The following is a 23,323-nucleotide window of genomic DNA, read 5'->3' on the forward strand; positions in this document are numbered from 1 at the left end:
TTTGCAACAGTCCCGTATAGATCAGTTTGCAGAGAAAGGCCCGGCAGTTATCTGTGTTCCGGGCGTTTGGGGGCCGCCTTGGTCAGCATCTGCTGGAACTTGCGGGCTGCCGTGTTCAGCGGGCGGTGATGGTCGTACACAAGGCAGATGGAGCGCTGAGGGATGATCTCTTGCAGATGCAGCTGCACGATCTCACCGCGGGCCAGTGCATCCTGCGCCATGGTCTGGGGCAGGAATGCAATGCCCAGCTCACTTTTGACAAGGGTCAGCATCTGGTCGGTGGTGGCAGCCTCGGTATCCGGCTTCAGCACCGCACCGTGATCCAGAAAGAACTGCCGGTAAAAGGCGCGGGTCATGCTTTCGTCGCTCAGGGAGATCAGCGGATAATTGTTCAGCTCCTTCAGCGAAAGGTTCTGGCTGGCAAGGGCAGTAAAGGTCCTGCCGCCCACAAGCACCTCATAAAAGGGCTTCAGCTCCACCATTTTCAGGCCGCTTTCCACCTCGGCAGGGGTGGTGATGACGGCAAAATCCACCTCGCCGTTTTTCACGGCCTGCAAAGCCTGCGGCGTGGAGTGGTTGGAGATGCGCAGGCGGATGCCGGGGTAGTCCGTGTGGAAGGCGCGCAGCTTTTCTGCAAGGTAGATGTTCAGCGCAGTTTCGGTAGCGCTGATGCTGATCGCACCGTGTTCCAGCGTGGCGCTGGCGCTCAGCTCTTCTTCTGCATCCTGAATCTGAACCGCCGCAGATGCAATGCGGGAGTAAAGCAGTTCACCCTCCGGGGTAAGGGTAACGCCACGGTTGGAGCGGATGAACAGCACGCAATTCAGCTGGCTTTCCAGCCGGTTCATCGAGTGGGTGATGTTGGGCTGGTTGTTGCCCAGCACCCGCGCGGCTTTGGTGAAATTCTGATATTTCGCGACATAATAAAAGATTTTGTAATATTCCCAGTCCACATACATAGCGGCGTGCCCTCTTTCATGTCAATTTTGTATCGTGACCATGTGCAGGATACTTTTTACACATTCTCTGCTTGCTAGTATAATAACACCGCAATCAAAAATTGCAAGAGGGAATTCAAAAGTATAAAGTGGCTTGAACGGAGGCTGTTCTTATGTCTGAGATCAAAAAGGTCGTGCTGGCCTATTCCGGCGGTCTGGATACTTCCATTATCATCCCATGGCTGAAAGAGCATTACAACAACTGCGAGGTCATTGCAGTGTGCGGCAATGTGGGCCAGAAGGGCGAGCTGGAAGGTCTGGAAGAGCGCGCCAAGGCAAGCGGTGCTTCCAAGCTGTACGTAGAAGATCTGACCGATGAATTTGTGGAGGATTACGTCATCCCCACCATGCAGGCCGGGGCCGATTACGAGGGCTATCTGCTGGGCACCAGCTTTGCACGGCCCATTCTGGCAAAGCGTGTGGTGGAGATCGCCCGCGCCGAGGGTGCAGATGCCGTGTGCCACGGCAGCACCGGCAAGGGCAACGATCAGGTGCGCTTTGAACTGGCCATCATGCACTTTGCACCGGACCTGAAGATCATCACTCCGTGGCGTGAGTGGGATATCCAGAGCCGTGACGAAGAGATCGACTATGCCGAGGCACATCACATCCCGCTGAAGATCAACCGCGAGACCAACTACTCCAAGGATAAGAACCTGTGGCACCTGAGCCATGAGGGCCTTGACCTTGAGGACCCGGGCAACGAGCCGCAGTACGATAAGCCGGGCTTTTTGGAGCTGGGTGTCAGCCCCAAGACCGCACCGGACAAGTCCGAGTTCGTGGAGCTGGCATTTGAAAAGGGCGTGCCGGTGAGCCTGAACGGCGAAAAGATGAAGCCCGCCGTCCTCATTGCCAAGCTGAATGAGATCGGCGGGCGCAACGGCATCGGCCTGTACGATGTGGTGGAGAACCGTCTGGTGGGCATGAAGAGCCGCGGTGTGTACGAGACTCCCGGTGGTACCATCCTCTATAAGGCTCATGAGGTGCTGGAAACTCTGACGCTGGATAAGCTCACTGCCCACAAAAAGCGCGAGCTGTCCATCACATTTGGTGAACTGGTCTATGACGGCCAGTGGTTCAGCCCCCTGCGCAAAGCTCTGAGCGCCTTCGTCACCTCCACGCAGGAAAACGTTACCGGTAAGGTGCGTCTGGAGTTGTACAAGGGCAACATGATCAACGCCGGTGTCTGGTCTCCGTATTCCCTCTACCGTGAGGACATTGCAACTTTTGCTGCCGGCGGCGACTACAAGCAGAGTGATGCTACCGGTTTTATCAGCATCTATGGTCTGCCCACCAAGGTGCAGGCCATCGTAAACAGCGAAAAAGAAGGTAAATAAAGAGTTATGCTTACAGCAGTTACTGGTATCAATTGGGGCGATGAGGGCAAAGGCCGCGTCATCGATCTGTTAGCCGAACATGCCGATGTTGTTGCCCGCTATCAGGGCGGCAACAATGCCGGCCACACCGTTGTAACGGAGCAGGGCAAGTTCATCCTGAACCTGCTGCCCTCCGGCATCCTGCACCCGGACGTTGTCTGTGTGCTGGGTGCGGGCATGGTGATCGACCTCGACCATCTGGCCGGAGAAATGGATGCCATTGAGGAGCGCGGCGTAAAGGTAGGCCCAGAAAACCTGAAACTTTCAGATAAGGCCACCATCTCCATGCCGTGGCATAAGGTGCAGGACGGCTTGGAAGAGGACCGCCTTGCCCAGAAGGGTGCGGCCTTTGGTTCTACCCGCCGCGGCATTGCCTACGCCTACAGCGACAAATACCGCAAAAAGACCCTGCGTCTGGGCGATCTGCTGCATCTGGACGAAAAGCGGGTGCAGGACCGCCTGCACATGATCCTGGAATCCAAGAATCTGGAGCTGGGTGGCTGCTATCATCAGGAACCCATGAGCTACGATGCTCTGCTGGAATGGTGCCGGATGCAGGCCGGACAGTTTGCACCGTATATCTGTGATGTGGGTGCATTTTTGCAGCAGGCTCACGACAGCGGCAAGCGCATCGTGCTGGAAGCCCAGCTGGGTGCCATGCGGGATATCGATTATGGTATCTTCCCCTTCACTTCCAGCTCCAACACGCTGGCAGCCTATGCGCCGCTGGGCGCAGGCATTCCGAACTGCCGTCTTGACCATGTGGTGGGCGTGCTGAAAGCCTACTCCACCTGCGTGGGTGCAGGCCCCTTTGCCGCCGAGAACGCCATGAGCGAGGATTGGAATGAACAGCTGCGCAAGGCAGGCGGCGAGTATGGTGCGGCCACCGGCCGTCCGCGCCGTGTCGGCCCCTTCGACTGTGTGGCCAGCCGCTACGGCCTTACCTGTCAGGGCGCAGACAAGATCGCCCTGACGAAGCTGGATGTGCTCAGCAGCATGAAAGAGATCCCGGTGATCACCGGTTACACATTGGATGGCGTGCAAGTCCCCAGCTTCGACCCGCTGTCCGACCTTGACCGTGTAGAGCCGGTGGTCACTATGCTGCCAGGCTGGAACAAGGATATCTCCGGCTGCAAGAGCTGGGATGAGCTGCCCAAAGAGGCCAAGGCTTACGTGGAATTTCTGGAAAAGCAGCTGGGCCATGAGATCCAGTTCGTCTCTACCGGAGCCGAGCGCGAGAAGTTCGTGCTGAAAGGAGAATGGCTGTGAGACACTTTATTGAGCCCAACAGCTTTTCTCTGGAAGAGCAGCTGGCCCTTCTGGATCTTGCCGACCGGATGGAGACCGACCCGGCACCCTATGCCCACCTGTGCGATGGGCGCATTCTGGCCACCCTGTTCTACGAGCCTTCCACCCGCACCCGCCTTTCGTTTGAATCGGCCATGCTGCGGCTGGGCGGCAAGACACTGGGCTTTGCAGGGGCACAGCTTTCTTCCGCCAGCAAGGGCGAGACGGTGGAGGACACCGCCCGCGTGGTGAGCAACTACGCCGATGTGATCGCCATGCGCCACCCCAAAGAGGGCGCACCGCTGCGGGCATCCCTTTCTGCCCGTGTGCCGGTGATCAATGCAGGCGACGGCGGGCACGCGCATCCCAGCCAGACCATGATCGACCTCATGACGATCCGCCAGCGCAAGGGGCGGCTGGATCATTTGACGATCGGCTTCTGCGGCGACCTCAAGTTTGGCCGCACGGTCCACTCCCTGACCGCTGCGCTGAGCCAGTTTGAGGGCAACCGGTTCGTGTTCATCTCGCCGGAAGATCTGCGCCTGCCGCAGTATGTGAAGAATGAATCGCTGGAGCCGACCCATCAGATCTATAAGGAAACGGCTGACCTTGAAGCCGAGCTGCCGCATCTGGATGTGCTGTACATGACTCGTATCCAGCAGGAGCGCTTTTTCAACGAGGAAGAATACCTGCGCCTGAAAGGCTGCTACCAGCTGGACGAAGCGCTGCTGCAGAAGGCACCGCAGGATATGCCGGTGCTGCATCCGCTGCCCCGAATCGACGAGATAAAAAAGGATGTGGATGACGACCCGCGTGCCGCCTACTTTGATCAAGTGCACAATGGCGTGTATATCCGCATGGCCATCATTCTGGCGTTGCTTGATATCCCTGATCCAGTTACTGGCAAAAAGGTGCTGGAAGCATGATATAAACCTCTTCCCCGAATCCTAAAAAGAAAGCCGGGCAGACCGCAGTCTGCCCGGCTTTCTGATATTACTTTAATCCACCACCGGAATGTTCAGCCCGAATTCCAGCGGGCGGAAGCGGGGGCAGACGTTCTCGGTGATGCAGATGACCGATGCGGCCAGTCGGCTGCCGATCTCGCAGGACTCGGCCAGCGTTTTGCCGTAGGTCAGGCCGATGGTGGTGCCGGCAAAGAAGGCATCGCCTGCGCCGGTGGTGTCGATCACATCCACCTTCTTGGCAGGCACCACGCCGCACTCGCCGTTGGCGCGGGCATATACGGCACCCTGACCGCCCATGGTGATCACCATACTGGGAATGTTGGCGCTGTGCACATTGGTGGCCAGAACCCTGCACATCTCGTCCGGGGCCAGATGGCCGTAATCATCGGAGAACAGCAGCCCGGCTTCCTGTTGGTTGCACACAAAGCAATCGATCTGCTGCAGGAAATCCCGGCGCTCCATGGCAATACTCATGTTGGAAATGGCCGCAAAAACCTTTTTGTTGTACTTTTTGGCGTAGTGCAGCACCTGTTTTACAGTATCTTTTTCCAGATCCAGCTCCAGCGCAATGGCATCGCAGTCGGCAAAGATCTCGTCGCCCTTTTCCTTTAAAAGGCCGGTGAGGGGAGTGGTGTCCGGCCGCTTGGAAATGGCTGCATGCACATCGCCGTCGTTGTCAAAGATGGCCAGCCAAGTGCCCATGCCGTCCGGCACGCGCTGGATGTACTTGGTGTTCACCTTGTGGTTCTCCAGCTTGTTGATCACATCCTGTCCCATGCCGGTGTCGTCCACCAGACTGACAAAGGTAGGGCGCAGCTCTACATTGGCGATATCCTCCACCACATTGCGGCTCACTCCGCCGTGTACCTGCTCAATGCGCCCGGCGTTGCGCCCGCCGGGAATGTAGGCAGACAGGGGATAGCCTTTGATATCCACAAAAACAGCACCGAGCACAACGATTCCCATAGCAAAAAACCTTTCTGAACAAGAAATATTTACGTCTATTATACCGTATTCTGACACAATGTGCCATCCCTTTTGCGCGAAAACTCCGCAAAGGTCAGGCAAGGGCTGTCTGCGCTGTGCGCACCAGATATTCCATGGCCTGCATCGGGTACTGTCCGGCAGCAGTCTCACCGGTCAGCATCACGCTGGCCGCGCCGTCCAGCACGGCGTTGTAAATGTCACTCACCTCGGCCCGGGTGGGCACGGCGCGGGTGCACATGCTGTCCAGCATCTGGGTCACTACCATAAAGGGCACGCCTGCAGCCCGGCAGGCGGCGGAAAGCTGCTTCTGGCAGCGGGGCAGCTCCCACAGCGGCATGGCGTTGCCAAGGTCTCCGCGGGCGATCACCACCTCATCCACAAGGTGGATGAATTCCGGCAGGGCACGCACACCGGTCATGTTTTCAATTTTGGCAAAGATACGGATATCCGCAGCCCCGGCTTCTTCCAGCGCATGGCGCAGGGCCAGAATATCTGCTTTGCCGCGCACAAAAGGCAGCATCACACCGGTAACACCGCACTGCTTTGCAATTTTCAGGTTCTGCAGGTCTTCCTCCGTCAGGGTAGGCGAGGGCACCGCAAGGCCCAGTGCAGCAATGCTTTTGCGGCTCTGCAGGGTGCCGCCGCGCACCACGGTGCACACAAGGGCTTCCGGCAATGCCTGTGTGACCTGCACCAGAAGCTTGCCGTCGTCCAGCAAAAGCTGCTGGCCCGGCGCAGCCGCCTGTACCAGAGCTGCCGGGCAAGGTACGCCGTCTGCGCCAAGGCGTACAGAGCTGCCCTCAACCAGAGCAACAGGCTCTGCCAGCGTGCCGATGCGCAGTTCCGGCCCCTGCAGGTCGATCAGCAGCTGGCGGATGCCGGCTGCGCGGATCATGGCCAGCCAGTCGGTGTGCGCCGCCAGCGGCCCGTGGGAAAGGTTCATGCGGATGCCGGTCATGCCGGCTTCCACCATGTGCTGCAAGATCGCCGGCTGTGCGCAGGCCGGGCCGATGGTACCATAAAAATCCAAGGTTCATTCCCTCGATTCATTTTTTATTTCTAATGTATATTGTAACATGAACTGTCCGGGTTGAAAAGAGCCGGACACGGGCATTATGAGGCGGTTGAAGAAATGCGATAGCAGCCTGCGCAGGGAAATTGCGAAAAATCAAAGACCCGGAACCTTTTTAGAGCCGTTTGGCCCTGAAAAAGTTCCGGGTTTCGTACAATGTTTTTGGAGAGCTGTCTTGCAACAGCTTTTTCGCATGTCCGGATGCTTTTATCGGCAAAGGCCGAGACGCTTTTTGAAGCCCTCCCACAGGCGCACCACCCGCTCCCGCGGCAGGAAATAGTTCACCAGCCTCTTTTTGTTGTGGGCAATCAGCCCTCCGATGCAAAAAATTCTTTGGTCAGCCTGACCACCGTGCCGGAAAGCAGCAGCAACGCGAGCAGGTTCGGAATGCTCATCAGGCCGTTGAAGGTATCGGCGATGCTCCACAGCAGGCCCAGATCCATCGTTGCGCCCAGAATGGACACAAAGGAGTAGACCAGAAAGAAGGGCTTTGCCACCTTATCGCTGCGGCACAGGAACACCAGGAACCGGGAACCATACAGGCCCCAGCCGATGATGGTGGAAAAAGCAAAGCAGCACAGGGCTACGGCGGTAAAGATGGAAGCCCAGCCGCCGTAGGTAGTGGTAAAGCCGCTGATGGTCAGCTCTGCACCGGCGGCGGTGCCGTAGTTCACGGTGGTGCCGCTGCACAGAATGACCATGGCAGTCAGGGTGCAGATGACGATGGTATCGGCAAACACTTCAAAGATGCCGAACATGCCCTGCTTGACCGGCTTTTTGGTGTCGGCGCAGGCGTGGGCAATGGAACCGGTGCCAAGGCCGGCCTCGTTGGAGAAAATGCCGCGGGACACACCCTTCTGCATACTGACGAACAGGCTGCCGATGGTGCCGCCGGTGAACGCTGCCGGGTTGAACGCACCCGCAATGATGGACTCGAACACATAGGGCAGGCGCTCAAAGTTCAGCACCATAACGCCCACGGACAGCACGATGTAGAACAGAGCCATAAAGGGCACCAGCTTTTCGCTCACGCTGCCAATGCGCTTGATGCCGCCCAGCAGCACCATGGCCACCAGCATGGCCACTGCGATGCCAACCACGAGGTTCAGGGTAGAAAGCGCACCGCCGCCCACCACGCCGTATTCCAGCAGAGCGGTATCGATGGCGGCAACGATGGTATTTACCTGTGTGGCATTGCCGGTGCCAAACACGGTCAGCACGCCAAACAGGGAATACAGCACAGCAAGAAACTGCCAATGCTTGCTCAGGCCGTTTTTAATGTAGTACATGGGGCCGCCTACCCATTCGCCCGCCTCGCTGCGCTCACGGTAGTGCACCGCCAGCGTGACCTCGGCAAACTTGGTGCACATGCCAAGCAGGGCAGAACACCACATCCAGAACACGGCACCCGGTCCGCCAATGGCGATCGCGCCTGCCACACCGGCAATGTTGCCGGTGCCCACGGTGCCGGCCAGCGCGGTGCACACCGCCTGAAAGGGGGTCATGGCACCATCGGAAGCGTCTTTTTTGCGGAACATTCGCCCGATGGTAGTCTTGATGGCGTAGGGAAATTTGCGGATCTGCAAAAAGCCCGTGCGAACGCTCAGGAGCAGGCCTACGCCGATGATGCACACCATGGCGGGCACGCCCCAGATGAATTGGTTGACCGCCTGATTGACGGCCGTGATCGTCTCGATCATATTTTTCCCACATCCTCTGTTAAATTGCGCTTTTCCAGCCGAAATGCCGGAAAACAAACATCTTATTTTACCGCAGTTTTTGCGCACTGTCAAATAAAATGCACAAAAAAGAGGGAGGGTTTTTGGCAAACTCTCCCTCAACTGCTTGAAACTATTTTATTTTACTGGGTCTTCGCCGTCCAGCGCTTTCAAGAAGGCTCAGCACTTTCCAACTGCCTTGCGGTACACCGGGTAAGCCACGATGGCGGACAGCACTTCGGTGATCCAGAATGCATGCCACACACCGTTGGCACCAAGGAAATGGCACAGCACAGCGGCCAGCGGCATGATGAATACGATGTAGCGGCACAGCGAGATGACCAACGATTCTGCGCCCTTGCCAAGGCCTTCCAGTGCACCGGAAGAGGTGGTGGATACGGCAGAAACCACAAAGCCCAGACAGATGATGCGCAGGGCAGTCTGGCCGATGGCGACGGTTTCGGGGTTGGAAGTGAACAGCTGCATCAGCGGGCGGGAAGCGAACAGGCAGATGACCGTGCCCGCAGCCATGATGACAGCACTCATGATGAGGGTGAGTTCGTAGAGCTTTTTCACGCGGGCGTGCTGCTTGGCACCGTAATTGTAGCCAATGAGCGGGCGCATACCCTGCACGATGCCGTTGGCGGGCAGATACAGGAAGGTCTGCAGCTTGTAGTAAATGCCCAGCACCACCACGTAGCTCTGGGAAAAGCCCGCCAGCAGGCCGTTCAGGAAGGTGACCAGCAGAGAGGGCAGGGCCAGATTGAGGATGGCCGGCACGCCGATGGCATACAGTCTGCCGTCCAGTGCGGCATCCGGGCGCAGGCAGCTGCGGCGCAGTCGGACAGGCAGCTCAGTACGGACGTAAACGAAGAGGTAAACGCACAGGCTCAGCAGCTGGCCGATGCCGGTGGCAAGGGCCGCACCCGCAATGCCCATGGCAGGCACCGGGCCAAGGCCGAAGATCAGGATGGGGTCCAGAAGGATGTTGCACACACAGCCGAAGATCAGCGCCGCCATAGTCACCTTCATGCGGCCCACGGCCTGAAACATCTTTTCAAAGGCCAGTGCCGCCATGTTGATGGTGGCAAACAGGAATACGATGGTGGAGTAGGTGATGCCGGATGCGATCAGGCCTGCGTCGCTGGTGAACCGGCGCAAAAAGCCCGGCATGATGACAATGCTGACAATGGTGATGAGAATGCCGTGCATCAGGCTCAGCGCCATGCCGTGGGTGGCGGCAGTCTCGGCCTTTTTGTGGTCGCCTGCGCCAAGGTACAGTGCGATCATGGCATTGATGCCAATGCCAAAGCCAATGGCAATGGCGTTGGCAAAGTTCTGGATGGGATACACCAGACTGAGGGCAGTCATGGCATCCTCGCTGATACGAGCCACGAACAGGCTGTCCACGATGTTGTACAGGCTGTTCACCAGCATGGAGATAACGTTCGGCAGTGCCATGGATACCAGCAGCGGCAGCACCGATTTTTCTTTCATAAAGGTCTCGTTCATAGTGTTTGCATTGCTCCTGTAGAGAAAAGAAATGAATTACTGCAGCCGCGGAATCGTCAGGGCGAGACTGCTCGAAAACAAACGCAGACGCAAAAAAGCCACACAATGGCTTTTTTGAAGTCATTGTGTGGCGAAAAGTAGCATACTGCTGTAAAAATCCACACGAATTTTATTAACTGTAGGATAACACGGCTTCCGGCAGATGTCAAGAGGTCAAACGGATAAAGTATGACTTTTATAGACTTGACCATTTTTCACCGGGAGGCTAAAATAAAAATAGATACTTTATAAAATAAGGAGAATCCTGCCATGAAATGGATGATCGCATCCGACCTGCACGGGTCGGCGTTTTATTGCAAAAAAATGATCAAAGCGTTTGAGCGGGAGAGAGCAGACCGGCTGCTTTTGCTGGGGGATCTTTTGTATCACGGCCCCCGCAACGACCTGCCGGAGGGCTATGCCCCGAAGGAGGTCATCCCGCTCCTGAACGGGCTGAAGCCGGCGCTTTTGTGCGTGCGGGGCAACTGTGACGCTGAGGTGGATCAGATGGTGCTGGATTTTCCCATTCTGGCCGACTATGCGGTGCTGCCAGTGGGCAGGCGGCTCGTTTACGCTACCCACGGTCATGTACACAACCTGAAAAAACTGCCGCCGCTGGCTCCGGGGGATGTCCTGCTGCATGGCCACACCCACATTCCGGCGTGGACAGAGTTCGGCGAAGGCAATCTCTACCTGAACCCCGGTTCTGTGAGCATCCCGAAGGAGGGGAGCGCACATAGCTATATGACACTGGAAGGGGAGACTTTCCTTTGGAAAACGCTGGAAGGCGAAGTGTACCGGGAGCTGGAGCTGTGATGGGGGCAATGGAGCTGGAAGAGAAAACGGTTCAGATCCGGGATGATTTCGACCCGGACAAAATTCTGGAAAGCGGCCAGTGCTTTCGCCCCCGGAAGCAGGCGGAGGGCTGGTATCGGTTTGTTTCCGGGAGACAGCTGCTTTACCTCAGACCACTGCGCAGCGGAACCTACACGGTGCGGTGTGAGCCGGGCGCATGGGAAACCTTCTGGCACGGTTACTTCGACCTTGGCCGCAGCTATGCCGCCCTGCGCGGAAAGCTGGACAGCCGGGACGACTTTCTGCAGCGTGCCATGGAATATGGCCGGGGCATCCGGGTGCTGCGTCAGGATGAGTGGGAGATGCTGGTCAGCTTCATCATCTCGCAGCGAAAGAGCATCCCGGCTATCCGCAGGGCGGTAGAGCTGCTTTCGGAGCGGTTTGGCGAGCGGCTGGGCAGCGATAGCGAAGGGCCGGTGTACACGTTCCCGACAGCAGAAGCGCTCTGCTGTGCCGGGGAGCAGGCGCTGCAGGAGTGCGGTCTTGGCTACCGCACCCGCTACGTGCTGCATGCGGCGCAGCAGGCGGCAGAGGGCACACTGGACCTGAAAAAGCTGGCTTCCCTGCCCGATGAAGCACTTTTTGCCCGTTTGATGGAACTGGACGGTGTGGGCAAAAAGGTGGCAAACTGCGTGTGTCTGTTCGGCTATGGCCGTGTGGGCCGTGTGCCGGTGGATGTCTGGATCGAACGGCTCATCCGGGACGAGTTTGCCGGGCAGGACCCGTTCCCGCAGTTCGGGCTGGAAGCAGGCATCGTGCAGCAGTACCTGTTCTTTTATAAAAGAAGCGTGGGATAAGAACCGCGGAGCCGCAGGCAGGAGCGTAGGATCATCCGCTAAGCAAAAAAGGCAACGGCTTCCTCTGTTTGAGGAAAACCGCTGCCTTTTTATCATTTTACCGCCTGCTTTAACCGTTCCAGATCTTCTGCATCCGGGTGAGAAAGGGCGTTGTCAAAATTCTCGATCAGCGCATCCAGATTGGGCAGATGGATCGGCTGCTTTTTCATGCCCTCATACCGCTGGCGTACCGAAAGCGGCATCTTGCCCTGACACATATAACGGCCGAAGACTGTGTTGCTCCTGTCCAGCGAACCCTCCACCTTTTTCAGGATCTTGTTGAAATACTCCTCACTGCCGCCAAAGCCGGCGGTGCCAAAAAGGAAGATATTTTTGCCGTGCAGCTGCTTCAAAAAGTCCAAAGTGCTTTCGTCAGCGTTTCCCTTGTCTGTCCAGAAGCCCACATAGAGGGTGTCCGCTTCCATGGCAGCAGGGTCCGGGGTGCCAAAATAGCAGCAGTTTTCCTGTGGCAGACAGGCGTGCAGCGTGTCTGCCAATAATTTTGTGTTGCCTGTTTTACTGCTGAATACGATCGCGTAGCTCATAGTTTCTCCTTTGGTCGGTAACAACAAAAAATACCGCACGTTTCCGTGCGGTATTTTTCCTTCTGGTGGAGAATACCGGGATCGAACCGGTGACCTCTTGCATGCCATGCAAGCGCTCTCCCAGCTGAGCTAATCCCCCAGATGTTTGTGCCGTGCCTGACGACAGGAGTAATTATACCAGCGCTTTGCCGGATTGTCAACAGCTTTTTGGGATTTTCTGCAAAAAAAAATTCCCGCCGGGGAAATGCCCTTCCCGGCGGGAAAAATGACTGCGAAAAAACTTACGCTCTTGCGTTCTGCGGGTCGAAGATCTGCGGTGCGACACGGATCAGGATCACCACAAGGACCGTGGTCAGAATGGCTTCGGGCAGCATGTAGGTGGCGTTGTACACGGCACTGTACAGCCAGCACAGACCGTCCACGCTCATGTTGGAGATGCCGGGAAAGCCGATCTCGGTCATCCAGCTGAAAGCGTAGTCGTAGTCCTTCCAGACGATGTAACCGGACAGAAAGCTGCACAAAAAGCGCAGCAGGCACACCACAAAGGCGCTGACACCGACACCCACGGTGCGGCTGCGGAAAGGCTTTGCGATCAGGCAGGCAAAGCCCAGCACCGTGAAGGCCAGAAGGTAGTCCAGCAGCACGCAGCCCACCTGTGCCGTGAGGGTCTGGCAGTATGCCAGATTGCCAAGGCCCTGCACAAGCTGGATCAGGCTGTTGACGAAAGCGGTCATGATGCCCCACTTTGCGCCGTGGCGGTAGCTCATTACCAGAATGGGCACCATGCTGAACAGGGTGATGGAACCGCCGTGTGGCATGAGCGGGATCTGGATCATGCTCAAAACGGTGGACAGGGCGATCATCAGCGCACCCTCCACCAGAATGCGGGTCTTGGAATAGGTTTTGGTCATAGGGATTCCTCTTCTCAGAACAATAGTACACAAAAACAAAATGCGCCCGCTTTTCAGCAGGCGCATGGGGTTTGTGAAAGAACGGACAGTTCTGCAAACTCCCACGCCGGCATTGTCCGGTCTGGTAAAAGGGTACTCCGCAAAACGCGGATCTCAGCCTTTCGGCGCCCCTGTTTTTATGTCCAAGCAAAAGTATAGCGCATCCGGCGCAAAAGTCAAGCCCCGGCGGAACATATCTGCCCCGGCCTGTGCATAGGCTGTACTATAAGTTCACAATGGGAGGAGTCTGGATATGAAGGGAGACCCCGAACAGAGGGCGGTACAGTTGGGCGAATATATCGCGGCCAACCGGGCCACAGTGCGTGCGGCGGCAGCGGTGTTCGGGTGCAGCAAGTCCACCGTGCACAAGGATGTTGCGGTACGGCTGCGGACGCTGCAGCCGGAGCTGTTCCGGCAGGTGCGGGCGGTTCTGGCCTGCAATAAGGCAGAGCGGCATCTGCGCGGCGGTGCGGCCACCCGGCGCAAATACAGCCGCAGATAAAAGACGGCACACTTCCGAACAAAACGGAAGCTGTGCCGCCTTTTTTAGGTTCAGTCCCGGGTGCGGAACTGGCTCAGTGCGCCTTTTTCCAACCGGCTGACCTGTGCCTGACTGATGCCGATCTCCTGCGCCACCTCCATCTGGGTCTTGCCCTGCAGGTAGCGCAGCTCCATGATCCGCTTTTCCCGCGGGGTCAGCCCGGCCACGGTCTGCCGGAACTGCAGCCCGCTGATCCAGCTGTCCTCGCCGTCCGGGTCCCGCACCTGATCGATCACATACATCGCATCGCCGCCATCGGTGTACACCGGCTCTTCCAGACTGATCGGCTCCATCACCGATTCCAGCGCAGCGGCCACTTCGCGCCGGGCAAGGCCCGCCGCCTGTGCGATCTCGTCCATGGTCGGCTCGCGGCCCAGCTGCTTTTCCAGCGCTTCGCGGCTCTGCATGGCACGGTAGGCGGTATCCCGCAGGCTGCGGCTCACCCGCAGGGCGTTGTTGTCCCGCAGAAAGCGCCGGATCTCCCCAATGATCATGGGCACGCCGTAGGTGGAAAAGCGCACCGGCTGGGCAGGATCAAAGTTATCGATGGCCTTGATCAGGCCGATGCACCCCACCTGAAACAGGTCGTCCAGATTTTCGCCGCGCTGGGCGAACCGCTGCACCACGCTGAGCACCAGCCGCAGGTTGCCTTCCACCATTTGTTCCCGGGCTGCCGCATCACCGGCGTGGGCGCGGGCCAGCAGTTCCCGCTTTTCGGCTTCGGTCAGCACAGGCAGCTTTGCAGTGTTCATGCCGCACAGCTCCACTTTGTTGTACATCCAAACGCCCCCGGTCTGTTTTGATCTTCACCGGGAGTATGGCCCTGCGTGCAAAGCACTATGCACGGGAAAAACTGGGAGCCGTTATTCGTTTTCCAATTGTACTTTTAAGGTATGGATGATCCGTTTTTCCAGCCGGGAGATATAGCTCTGGCTGATGCCCAGTGCGTCGGCGGCCTCCTTCTGGGTGCGCTCGATGCCGTCTGCCAGACCAAAGCGCAGCTCCATGATCTGCCGTTCCCGCGGGGACAGGCTGTCCACGGCCCGGCGAAGAACGGCGCGCTCCGCATCCTGTTCCAGCCGCTGGCTGATCTGGTTCTCATCACTGCCCAGAATATCAGAAAGCAGCAGCTCGTTGCCGTCGCCATCCACGTTCAGCGGTTCGTCGATGCTGGCTTCCTGACGGCGGTTGGAGCTTTTGCGTAAGTACATCAGAATTTCATTGCCGATGCAGCGGCTGGCGTAAGTGGCCAGCTTGATGCTGCGCTCCGGCGTGAAGGTATTCACCGCCTTGATCAGCCCGATGGTGCCAATGCTGATCATGTCCTCGGCAGGCACACCGCTGCTTTCGTACTTTTTGGCAAGGTACACCACCAGCCGCAGGTTGTGGGTGATCAGGTCGTCCCGGGCAGCGGCATCGCCTGCAGCCATACGGGAGAGCAGGACTTTTTCCTGTTCCGGGGTCAGGGGCGGGGGCAGGCTGGGCGCGCCCGCCAGAAAATGTGCGCCGCCGCAATAGCCCAGCCGTGCAAGGAGCCAACGCCAGAACCGGTGCAGAACATGAAACATGAATACCCCTCCTGTACATCTATAAGTATCAATCGCATCAAGTGCTTCTCAGCGGATGCCCAGCTGTACGGCCAATTCGCTGCCCAGCAGAGCTGTCCATGGCTGCTGTGTTTCCGGGCGGCAGAATGCGGCCAGAATGCCCGCTGCACTGCCTTTGCTGGTGCGCAGGGCCTTGGCCGGAACGGCAGGCAGCACGCAGTGCCCGGCAATGGTGGTGCAGGGCACCAGCCGCACCCGCAACTCCGGCGGCGGTGCTGTGCCGCAGGCAAAATAACTGTCCAGAAATGTGCGCAGCTCCGGCGGCAGGGTACTGCGCACGGCAGGATAACAGACCAGAACCACTGCCTGCCCGGTCAGCGGGTCCTGCACGGAGAAGCCGGTGTCACAGAAAGCCTGTACGGAGAGGACTGAGCCTTCCAGCTCCAGCACAGCGGCAAAGCAGCGGGTGCCTGCACGGCCAAAGCAGAACAGTACGCCGCGCAGCACGGCAAGCACTGCACCGCAGCACAGTAGCAGCCGGCCCGGAGACAGCGGCAGATAGACGCAGAGATTTGCGCTTTGCACCCCGGGCAGCAGTACGGCTCCGCACAGCAGCAGGTTCAGCAGCAGATACCACGCACACAGCTGCACAAAATTGCGCAGGCCCGGCACGCCGTAAGCCGCAGCTACAGCAGCACAGCAGGTGAATACCTTATAAAGGAAAGCTGCAGGCTCGGGCAGCTCCGGCAGCAGAATGCCCAGCGAAGCTGCTGCCGCTGCCGCACTGCCCGCCATCAGCCGCAGGCCGCTGCACTGCCGCGCACACAAAAGCCCTGCGCCCAAAAGCAGCGCTGCTGCGGCCAGAAAGTTCGTCAGCAGCAGTTCGTCCAGATAGATCACGGTTTTCATACACGATCCCTTTCAAATTCCAGTATCTTCCAATTCTGCAAAAAACCATGTCGCTGTGTGCAAAAAAACGGCTTCTGTAAGAATTTTGAGACCGGATTTTCACAGTCTATCACATTTTTCACATTTTTTTCAAAAAAGTACTTGAACATTTCTGGAAAGTGTGGTATATTATTGCCATCCTAGTAAGGGACGTAAGCCAAACAAATGGCTTGCAAATATCTTTCTAAATTTGAAGGGAGAAATTCATTATGATGATGCCTGCAAACTTCTCTGCTGTTGCAGAAAACGAGATGACCTATGTTGTCGGCGGTAGCCTGGTTGATGTCCTGGCTCCTGCTATGACCACTGAGAACTGGCAGAACGTTTCCGCTAACGTGATCAAGATCGTTGGCAACTCTTTCCTGGCTAAGTACACCAACGATGTTCTGAGCCAGCTGTTCGATGGCAACTACATTCCCGGCGATGTGATTGGCTACTCTGTTAAGAAGCTGGATAAGGCTTACAACAAGGGCTACGGCACCTTCGGCGGCAACTGGGGCTTTGCTGTTGGCGCTCTGAACGCTGGCATGCAGATCCTGGGCGGCCTGTCCGCTATCTACACCCTGGGCAGCAGCTCCATCGGTCTGGAAACTAAGTCTGGCACTCTGCCCACTCTCTAATAACTAATCTTTCCTGAATAGGATAGATAGTTTGATTTGACATAACGTTTGTTGTGTCAGATAAAAAGAGCTAGGAGGACCCCGCACAAGACGAGCGATCGTTTTGTGCGGGGTTTTTGTTTGCATAAAAACTGAGCAGGCTGTGGGAAAACGGCGCAGGGCTGGAGCAGGATCGGATGATCTCAAAAAATCTCCATTGACAGACAAACTGCCGAAAAATTTTTCAAAAAATAGTTGACAACTCCCGGATGTGCTGATATAATAAACCACGTCGTCAGGCACGGCACGAACATCTGGGGGATTAGCTCAGCTGGGAGAGCGCTTGCATGGCATGCAAGAGGTCACCGGTTCGATCCCGGTATTCTCCACCAGAAGGAAAAGCACCGCACGGAAACGTGTGGTGTTTTTTTGTTGTTGCCAAACGAGTGAGGGCTTAGCTCACCCAGAAGAGCGCCGTGCATGGACTGCAAGAGGGTCACCGTGATCAGAATCGGCCCGGTATTCTCCACCAAAAAAGCACTGTACTTCGTAGGAAGTATGGTGCTTTTCTTTTTGCTGAAGCAGGTTTTTGGGGGGCTGCATTGCTTCGCCTGCACCGTTTTCAGGCTTTTGCAGGCGGTTCCTATACAACCCCCAACTTTTGACTTTACACCATTTTCAAAAAGGAATGTTTTCCGCCCGTTTTTTCAGCAGGCTGCTGTATCATCCCCTTCAATGTACGGCGTAAGGTCGAAGTTGAAGGTAATGTTGAGCTGATACCCACGATAAACATCTACCCTGCGGATAAGCTGATTGACAATCATTTTCTTTGCTTCAAAACTGGCACTGTCGTAGAGATCAGAAAAAGAAATCAGTTCTTCGTACAGTTTTGATACGTTGTCCATCAGTTCGGCAGTTTTTTCTGTTTCTGCATAGGAAGATTCATAAAGAGCATCCAATTCCCGAAGTTTTTCCTCCTGCGCTGTAATCATCTCGGCAAGGGTTTCTTTGGGAAAGACGCTCTCGCCTTTGATACAGGCAAGAATCTCGGCTTTCAGGGAAATCAAGTCTTTTTGGGCTTTATCCCGCTCTACCTGAATAGTTTGCAGATGATTCTTGCGTTCGACAACTTCCCGCTCGTAACGCCTTGTAATGATCTGCTCTTTCGGGATGCCTCTCATTTTGGAAAAGATCTGACGGACTGACTTATCAATGATCTCATCCAAAATATGTACCGTATAACCCGTCTGCCCGGTGCAGCCGGTCTGCTTACGGAGCTTTCCGTAACAGGTATAACGGACACGGAGCGTATCGTCCAGTGTTCCATCGGAGAGTTTGCGCCATTTTCGGCTGGAAGTCAAGGTCAGCTTTGCACCGCAATGTCCACAATAAGCATTGCCCGAAAGCAGAGATTGTCCGTGAATGTTCAGCGGAACGCGATATTCGGATTCTTGTGCTGCACGGTTAGAACGATTTTCACGGATACGCTGGGCGGCTTCAAACTGCTGCGCTGGGATGATCTGCAACTCTTGCAGCAATTCCGAATGGGCATTCCCACAGCGGAGAACGCCTGTATAGGTCAGGTTCCGAACCATTCCACGGATACTTGCCGGATGCCAGCATTTCCCAGACCTTGCACGGTAGCCGTTACCATTCAGATAAGTTGCGATATGCTGCGGTCCATAGCCTTCATGCACATACTTGTCGAAAATAATCCGAACTACGGCAGCTTCACGCTCGTTGATGTGCAGTTCATACAGTTCGTGCTTGCGTTTGTTAATACGCCCGCTTTTCACAAGGTCGTAACCATACGGCGCGCTGCCGCCCTTGAAGTGCCCTTCTTCCACAAGCTGCCGCAGACTGGTACGTGTACGGACAGAAGTTTTTTCGCTTTCACCGTCTGCCTGCCAGAAGCGGATATAGTTCAACAATTTGTCAGTGTGGTTGTCGAATCGTTGCTCACCCTCTTGGGTACTCCACACCCGGATGCCATTTCGCACAAACCATTCTACGACAAATGGCGTTTCATCTGCGATGCGTCCGATACGGTCGAACATGAACACCAGCAGAATATCAAATTTGCCCTTTCGGGCGTATCAATACCGCATAGATGGCCACGCAGATCAGGATCAGAAATCCTTGGAAGCCCAGTGCAAACAGGGGCAGCACTACATTGCGGGACAGTGCCTCGATCATGGCAAAAACTCTCGGTTCAAAGTTGGATGGTTTGGTGCCGACCTGCTGCGCGATGCTGCCCACCTGCGTGTTGACATCATCAAAAAGGCCGCTGAGATTGGACATAATCGCCGCTGTCAGCAGCGACTTGATCCAATCCGAAATCGCTTTGAGAACTGTTTCCACTCAGAGCCACCACCCATCAGGAAAAATGGTTAATCAGGGTCTTGAGCAGATTGAGCAGAAAAATAATGTGGGTCAGAAATTCCATAGAATGCCTTCCTTTCGTTAATAAAAATAATGATCCAGTTGTCTGTATACTACCGTCCATAAAACTGCGAGCTGCAGAAAGTTGTAGTTGTACAGAAAACTGTGCTGGGAAAAACAAAAATGCCGACTGCTTTTTAGTGAAAGCAATCGGCATGAATGCATTGTATTGGTTCTGAGTTCAAATTACTGATGTTCCGGCAGAAGTTTCAAAATTGCACGTTTCTCTTTGTCCTGTAAATAGGTCGGGTTCAGTTCGCGTTTATTGTATTGCAAGTAAGTGTCTTTTGTTTTTTCAGTCAAAAGGCTGGTGAAGAATCTCTCCCAGCTGAAATACAGGCTGCTCTCAATAGAGTCGGCAGGATTTTTAAGAATCCGATTGATATCGCTGTCCGAAAGCAAACCAGCAGACAATATCATCCATTCAAAGGATTCTGGCAAAAACAGAACGATGTTACGCTTGCGCCGCTGCGCAAGCGTTTTTTCCATCTCTGGTCCAAATGCGGCACCATCGGCAATGATCAAAATGGTACTACCAACGGGTGTTTTTTCAATTTCCGCACAGATATTCGATTTTCCCTGTGCAGAAATACAGAGAATCGACTGATCCTCAAATATCTTTTTGAAAAACTGATACCCAGAATGCGAATCTTCAACGATTACATAATCGGGTCTCTTTTCAGCCGTACTGTAGGAACTTTTTTCATAGATGTGCTGAAAAGATGTGTATAGCCGCTTAATCTGCCCATATCCCTTTGTCCGGTTCTTCAGCGTATAGATCTCATCTACACTGTAGGGGAGCTGTGGCAGACTTTCTCGCATGACGATCACATAATAGTTGTCACTGCTTTTGGCTTTTTCGGCAAACTCATGGGTGGCGGCAAACGAGTTGTCCTCATCAATGAAAATAATGCTGTCTTTGATTGTAGATAGGCGCATCTCCCATAAGTCTGAAGTCAGAACAGTACAAGTTTTATCGCAGCGAAGCACAACGCCACTGTTTTCTCCGTCCCGGACATACTGAGCAATCAAATCGATCAGTGTAGATTTTCCTGTAGCACTATCACCTCGAAGAATCGTTAGATTACGGCGGACGGAGAACTTATACTGCACACGGTTGTTTTGGACGATCACTTCATGAATACCTTTCATTTTGACACCGCCTTATACATACCGTGCTGCGATTTCAGCCAGATCGCCCATATTATCCACGATCTGACCATTGTTCAGCACCTTAATCTTCAGCCTTCGATCACCAAAGTCCATAATATGCCGGAGATTGATGGTGACATCCTGTTTTTTGGCAATTTCTAAAATCCAGCGGGCACAGTTATTGCCGCAGTTGGACGCATTGAAAATTTTATCCGGGAGATTATGGATAAGCATCAATGTTTTTACACCGCCAGAAAGTTTTGTCGGCGGGATGAGTCCAAGTGCTTTGGTTTCAACTGCATTGGGACCGCAGACTTCTCCCTTATCGACTGCCTTAATCATTTTCTGATCCAAGGTGTCTTCCAACCATGAATCCAAATATACGTTATTAAAATATGTGGGGGTGTTATAAATAGCCTGTGGCATATCACCAAAATAAATGCTAAGCATCTTGATCTCACTCCATTAGGTGTTTTATATGTAAGGACGGCAAATGCCGTCCAATGTTCTTAACCGAACAGACCGCTCAGCAGGGGCACCAGAGTGATGCCGATCAAAGCAACGCCGCCACCAGCCATCAACTGTTTCATGCCCTGACTCTTGGCCGAGGGGTTATCACCGCCGTAGCCTTCCATCAGATTCACGGCACCCCACACGCCCAGACCGGCACCCAATGCCACAACCAGAGTCTTCAGAATGTCCACTGCACTGTTAAAGAATTCCATAAGCATATCTCCTTTTATTATAAGGCATTTTTGACAATTTGTACACACCTGAAATCTATTTGTTACTGTGCCGCAAGCTGCGGCGAGAGCTGGTTTGCTGGTGTACTTTTGGGTCAAAATGTGAATCAGGTGAGGGAAAGATCAGCCGAACAGACCGCTCAGCAGGGGCACCAGAGTGATGCCAATCAGGGCAACGCCGCCGCCAGCCATCAGCTGCTTCATGCCCTGACTCTTTGCTTATGTGCGATAAAGAAGTAATAGAAGTGTAAAAAATTTTGCCGTTCCTATCAGACACTTGCGCAGGGTGTCGGATAGGTCGGGCTTATTCTTCGGGCAAGTCAATCTTGCCGACAAAGCTGTAATAAATATCAATGCGCTGGCGGCGTACTTCGTTCTCGTCATATTCACATTCATAGACAACGATTTTCTCCACCATTTCACGCAAGAGGGTGTGGGTCAGTTCCTCGATAGAAAGGTACTTGCGGACAACGTTCATAAACTTTTCAGCGTTTACCGTGGCTTCCTGTGCCTTGTCCAGTTCGCCCTGCAATGCGGCGGCTTTCTCTTTCAGTTCCCGCTGCTCGGCTTCGTAGTCTGCGGACATTTCCATGAAACGCTCATCACTGATTTTCCCGTTTACATTGTCCTCATACAGACGCTTGATGTAGCGGGAAAGTTCTGCAATCCGGCGCTGCACCTGTTCAAGCTGCTTCGTGGCTGCCGCCTGTTTCCTCTTGCCGCCCATTTCATTCTGCTGGATAAGCAGCTTCACGAACCGGGCTTCATGCTTCTGTGCATAGGCGGTCACTTTCCGCAGATTGTCCAGCACACCCGCCGTCAAAAGGTCGGTGCGGATGAAGTGCGCCGTACAGTCGGCGGTGCGCTTCTTATAGCTGCCGCAGATGTAGCAATCCTGCTTTCTCTTGTCGGTCTGATACCGCTGCTGGTACATCACATGACCGCAATCGGCGCAGAACAGCAAGCCGGAGAACAAGCCCACATCATCGTAGCGGTTGGGGCGTTTGCGCTGCTTGCGTAACTCCTGCACCCGTTCCCACGTCTGCAAGTCGATGATTGGCTCATGGTGGTTCTCGAAAATCGCCTGTTTCTCAATGGGATTGTCTACGCTGTGCTTCATCTTGTAGGATGGTTTTTCCGTCTTGAAATTCACAAGACAGCCTGTGTACTCCCGGTTTTCCAGAAGATGAACAACAGTATTGGTCGCCCACTTACATTCATAGCCGGGGTGGTAGCGGCGTGTGCTGCCTGTGCGCTGGTATTCCAGCGTCCCCGGCGTGGGGATTTGCTGCTCGGTCAGCATACGGGCTATCTTGGTAGGCCCGTTTCCGGCAAGGCAGAGCTGATAAATCTGCTTGACTACCGAGGCGGCTTCCTCGTCAATGATGAAATTCTCGTCATCGTCCATGAGGTAGCCGTACACGGGCTTGCTGGTAACAGGCTTTCCGCTTAGACCTTTTGCTTTCTTAACTGCCTTGATTTTCTTGCTCGTATCTCTCACCATCCATTCGTTGAAAAGATTACGCAGCGGGGTAAAATCGTTGTCGCCCATTGCGCTGTCCACTCCGTCATTGATAGCGATAAAGCGGACGCCTTTCTGTGGGAAAAGCATTTCTGTGTACATTCCCACTTGGAGATAATTTCGCCCTAAACGTGACATATCCTTGACTATGACTGTGCCGACTTTTCCGGCTTCAATGTCTGCAAGCATGGCTTGAAATCCGGGTCTTTGGAAGTTCGCACCACTATAACCGTCATCCGTGTACCAGCAGAGGTTGGTAAAGCCGTTCTGCTTGGCGTAGGTTTCCAAAATGCGCTTTTGGTTGGATATAGAGTTGCTTTCTCCTTGCAGTTCATCTTCATGGGATAATCTCGGATAAAGGGCGGTAATAAGGTTTTGGGTTGTCTGTCTTAACATGGTTTCCTCCGTTTCCGACAGCCAGCCCCACTATTCCGTACTTTGATTGTACCATACAGCGGGGCGGCGTGTATAGCGGCAAAATGTGAAAAATGCTTCTTTACAGCCCGTCATATTGCCGATTTTTGCGTAGCGGTTTCCGCTTCCAGCACCTTAGCCATTTTGTCGGCTGCGGTTTCCGTGGCACTCTGCTTGAAAAAGCCGGACACCACAAGGACGGAGTTCCCTATGCGGATTTCCGTCACGCAGTCGGCGGGTGCGGTGCTTTTCATGTCGTGTCTGATATGCTCTTT

24 protein-coding genes, 2 tRNA genes, 1 pseudogene and 1 riboswitch are annotated in these 23,323 nt (G+C 54.9%); of the genes and pseudogenes, 8 read left to right on the plus strand and 19 right to left on the minus strand.

Translation table 11 applies throughout. From position 1 onward, the window contains the following. Nucleotides 1-47: 47 nt before the first annotated feature. Complete coding sequence (locus DW937_RS11905; protein ID WP_118526145.1) at nucleotides 48-959, minus strand: LysR family transcriptional regulator; 912 nt, start codon at nucleotides 957-959, stop codon at nucleotides 48-50. Between the two features lie 152 nt (nucleotides 960-1,111). Between DW937_RS11905 and DW937_RS11910 the strand changes: the two genes are divergently transcribed. Genes DW937_RS11910 through pyrB form a run of 3 tightly spaced genes read left to right on the plus strand, consistent with a single transcriptional unit; the run spans nucleotide 1,112 to nucleotide 4,587 of the window. Beyond that, nucleotides 1,112-2,335, plus strand: a complete 1,224-nt coding sequence (locus tag DW937_RS11910; RefSeq protein ID WP_120121054.1) for an argininosuccinate synthase — start codon at nucleotides 1,112-1,114, stop codon at nucleotides 2,333-2,335. 6 nt (nucleotides 2,336-2,341) lie between these two features. Continuing rightward, the gene (locus DW937_RS11915; RefSeq protein WP_097775312.1) at nucleotides 2,342-3,643 is read left to right on the plus strand and encodes an adenylosuccinate synthase; all 1,302 of its coding nucleotides are present in this window, start codon (nucleotides 2,342-2,344) and stop codon (nucleotides 3,641-3,643) included. Beyond that, the gene (pyrB, locus tag DW937_RS11920) at nucleotides 3,640-4,587 is read left to right on the plus strand and encodes an aspartate carbamoyltransferase (protein ID WP_120121076.1); all 948 of its coding nucleotides are present in this window, start codon (nucleotides 3,640-3,642) and stop codon (nucleotides 4,585-4,587) included. Before DW937_RS11915 ends, pyrB begins: the two co-directional genes overlap by 4 nt. A gap of 72 nt (nucleotides 4,588-4,659) precedes the next feature. On the opposite strand, the gene DW937_RS11925 is transcribed toward pyrB, so the two are convergent. The 4 genes from DW937_RS11925 to DW937_RS11940 all read right to left on the minus strand — a co-directional run bounded on the left by DW937_RS11925 (nucleotide 4,660) and on the right by DW937_RS11940 (nucleotide 9,915). Then, entirely contained in the window at nucleotides 4,660-5,592 is a 933-nt protein-coding gene (locus tag DW937_RS11925) for a carbohydrate kinase family protein (protein ID WP_120121056.1), read from the minus strand. A gap of 94 nt (nucleotides 5,593-5,686) precedes the next feature. Further along, complete coding sequence (locus DW937_RS11930) at nucleotides 5,687-6,643, minus strand: pyruvate kinase (protein ID WP_097777556.1); 957 nt, start codon at nucleotides 6,641-6,643, stop codon at nucleotides 5,687-5,689. 350 nt (nucleotides 6,644-6,993) lie between these two features. Further along, the gene (locus tag DW937_RS11935) at nucleotides 6,994-8,385 is read right to left on the minus strand and encodes a sodium:alanine symporter family protein (RefSeq protein ID WP_118526137.1); all 1,392 of its coding nucleotides are present in this window, start codon (nucleotides 8,383-8,385) and stop codon (nucleotides 6,994-6,996) included. Nucleotides 8,386-8,583: 198 nt separating this feature from the next. After that, the gene (locus tag DW937_RS11940; protein ID WP_118526135.1) at nucleotides 8,584-9,915 is read right to left on the minus strand and encodes an MATE family efflux transporter; all 1,332 of its coding nucleotides are present in this window, start codon (nucleotides 9,913-9,915) and stop codon (nucleotides 8,584-8,586) included. A 309-nt stretch (nucleotides 9,916-10,224) separates the two neighbouring features. Here DW937_RS11940 and yfcE point away from each other — a divergent pair, with 309 nt between their 5' ends. Together yfcE and DW937_RS11950 are read left to right on the plus strand one after the other, a co-directional pair. Next, nucleotides 10,225-10,770: a phosphodiesterase gene (gene yfcE, locus DW937_RS11945; protein WP_118526133.1), complete on the plus strand. Its 546-nt coding sequence runs from the start codon at nucleotides 10,225-10,227 to the stop codon at nucleotides 10,768-10,770. Next, complete coding sequence (locus DW937_RS11950; RefSeq protein WP_120020316.1) at nucleotides 10,770-11,606, plus strand: DNA glycosylase; 837 nt, start codon at nucleotides 10,770-10,772, stop codon at nucleotides 11,604-11,606. Before yfcE ends, DW937_RS11950 begins: the two co-directional genes overlap by 1 nt. Nucleotides 11,607-11,698: 92 nt before the next feature. On the opposite strand, the gene bilS is transcribed toward DW937_RS11950, so the two are convergent. From bilS to DW937_RS11965, 3 genes are all read right to left on the minus strand, one after another. Then, nucleotides 11,699-12,190, minus strand: coding sequence for a flavodoxin family protein BilS (bilS, locus tag DW937_RS11955; protein WP_120121057.1), 492 nt, complete (start codon nucleotides 12,188-12,190; stop codon nucleotides 11,699-11,701). A gap of 63 nt (nucleotides 12,191-12,253) precedes the next feature. After that, nucleotides 12,254-12,329 (minus strand) — tRNA-Ala (locus DW937_RS11960). Nucleotides 12,330-12,471: 142 nt separating this feature from the next. Further along, nucleotides 12,472-13,101, minus strand: coding sequence for an energy-coupled thiamine transporter ThiT (locus DW937_RS11965; RefSeq protein ID WP_097775318.1), 630 nt, complete (start codon nucleotides 13,099-13,101; stop codon nucleotides 12,472-12,474). Between the two features lie 82 nt (nucleotides 13,102-13,183). Next, a riboswitch (TPP riboswitch) is annotated at nucleotides 13,184-13,283 on the minus strand. Between the two features lie 110 nt (nucleotides 13,284-13,393). On the opposite strand from DW937_RS11965, the gene DW937_RS11970 reads away from it, so the two are divergent. Continuing rightward, nucleotides 13,394-13,642 carry a sporulation transcriptional regulator SpoIIID gene (locus tag DW937_RS11970; protein WP_005945675.1) on the plus strand — a complete coding sequence of 83 codons (249 nt, stop codon included), beginning with the start codon at nucleotides 13,394-13,396 and terminating at the stop codon, nucleotides 13,640-13,642. Nucleotides 13,643-13,692: 50 nt separating this feature from the next. Here DW937_RS11970 and sigG read toward each other — a convergent pair whose 3' ends face one another. The 3 genes from sigG to DW937_RS11985 all read right to left on the minus strand — a co-directional run bounded on the left by sigG (nucleotide 13,693) and on the right by DW937_RS11985 (nucleotide 16,137). Beyond that, on the minus strand, nucleotides 13,693-14,460 hold the full coding sequence (gene sigG, locus DW937_RS11975; protein WP_118526125.1) for an RNA polymerase sporulation sigma factor SigG: 768 nt from the start codon (nucleotides 14,458-14,460) through the stop codon (nucleotides 13,693-13,695). A gap of 84 nt (nucleotides 14,461-14,544) precedes the next feature. Further along, the gene (locus DW937_RS11980; RefSeq protein WP_005945695.1) at nucleotides 14,545-15,249 is read right to left on the minus strand and encodes a sigma-70 family RNA polymerase sigma factor; all 705 of its coding nucleotides are present in this window, start codon (nucleotides 15,247-15,249) and stop codon (nucleotides 14,545-14,547) included. Between the two features lie 48 nt (nucleotides 15,250-15,297). Then, a complete protein-coding gene (locus DW937_RS11985) occupies nucleotides 15,298-16,137 on the minus strand; it encodes a sigma-E processing peptidase SpoIIGA (protein ID WP_120121059.1) in 840 nt (279 codons plus the stop codon). Nucleotides 16,138-16,385: 248 nt separating this feature from the next. Between DW937_RS11985 and DW937_RS11990 the strand changes: the two genes are divergently transcribed. Together DW937_RS11990 and DW937_RS11995 are read left to right on the plus strand one after the other, a co-directional pair. Further along, nucleotides 16,386-16,796 (plus strand): hypothetical protein, encoded by a 411-nt coding sequence (locus DW937_RS11990; RefSeq protein WP_120121061.1) that lies wholly within the window; start codon nucleotides 16,386-16,388, stop codon nucleotides 16,794-16,796. A 295-nt stretch (nucleotides 16,797-17,091) separates the two neighbouring features. Next, nucleotides 17,092-17,167 (plus strand) — tRNA-Ala (locus DW937_RS11995). Nucleotides 17,168-17,482: 315 nt separating this feature from the next. Here the strand turns inward: DW937_RS11995 and DW937_RS12000 are convergent. From DW937_RS12000 to DW937_RS12035, 8 genes and pseudogenes are all read right to left on the minus strand, one after another. Further along, nucleotides 17,483-18,832, minus strand: a complete 1,350-nt coding sequence (locus DW937_RS12000; RefSeq protein ID WP_243111476.1) for a recombinase family protein — start codon at nucleotides 18,830-18,832, stop codon at nucleotides 17,483-17,485. A 16-nt stretch (nucleotides 18,833-18,848) separates the two neighbouring features. Then, nucleotides 18,849-19,136, minus strand: coding sequence for a VirB6/TrbL-like conjugal transfer protein, CD1112 family (locus DW937_RS12005; RefSeq protein ID WP_165852928.1), 288 nt, complete (start codon nucleotides 19,134-19,136; stop codon nucleotides 18,849-18,851). 267 nt (nucleotides 19,137-19,403) lie between these two features. After that, a complete protein-coding gene (locus DW937_RS12010) occupies nucleotides 19,404-20,369 on the minus strand; it encodes a translation initiation factor 2 (RefSeq protein ID WP_120121064.1) in 966 nt (321 codons plus the stop codon). Nucleotides 20,370-20,381: 12 nt separating this feature from the next. Next, complete coding sequence (locus DW937_RS12015) at nucleotides 20,382-20,819, minus strand: DUF4869 domain-containing protein (RefSeq protein ID WP_120121065.1); 438 nt, start codon at nucleotides 20,817-20,819, stop codon at nucleotides 20,382-20,384. Between the two features lie 59 nt (nucleotides 20,820-20,878). Beyond that, nucleotides 20,879-21,094 carry a Maff2 family mobile element protein gene (locus DW937_RS12020; RefSeq protein ID WP_120121067.1) on the minus strand — a complete coding sequence of 72 codons (216 nt, stop codon included), beginning with the start codon at nucleotides 21,092-21,094 and terminating at the stop codon, nucleotides 20,879-20,881. Between the two features lie 141 nt (nucleotides 21,095-21,235). Further along, nucleotides 21,236-21,331: pseudogene (locus tag DW937_RS15480) on the minus strand (Maff2 family protein); the annotation flags it as partial. An 85-nt stretch (nucleotides 21,332-21,416) separates the two neighbouring features. After that, the gene (locus DW937_RS12030; protein ID WP_120121068.1) at nucleotides 21,417-23,030 is read right to left on the minus strand and encodes a recombinase family protein; all 1,614 of its coding nucleotides are present in this window, start codon (nucleotides 23,028-23,030) and stop codon (nucleotides 21,417-21,419) included. 110 nt (nucleotides 23,031-23,140) lie between these two features. Then, complete coding sequence (locus DW937_RS12035) at nucleotides 23,141-23,302, minus strand: transposon-encoded TnpW family protein (protein ID WP_223455438.1); 162 nt, start codon at nucleotides 23,300-23,302, stop codon at nucleotides 23,141-23,143. Nucleotides 23,303-23,323: the final 21 nt, after the last annotated feature.

It is taken from the genome of Faecalibacterium sp. AM43-5AT (genome assembly GCF_003603345.1).
Classification (GTDB): domain Bacteria; phylum Bacillota; class Clostridia; order Oscillospirales; family Ruminococcaceae; genus Faecalibacterium; species Faecalibacterium taiwanense.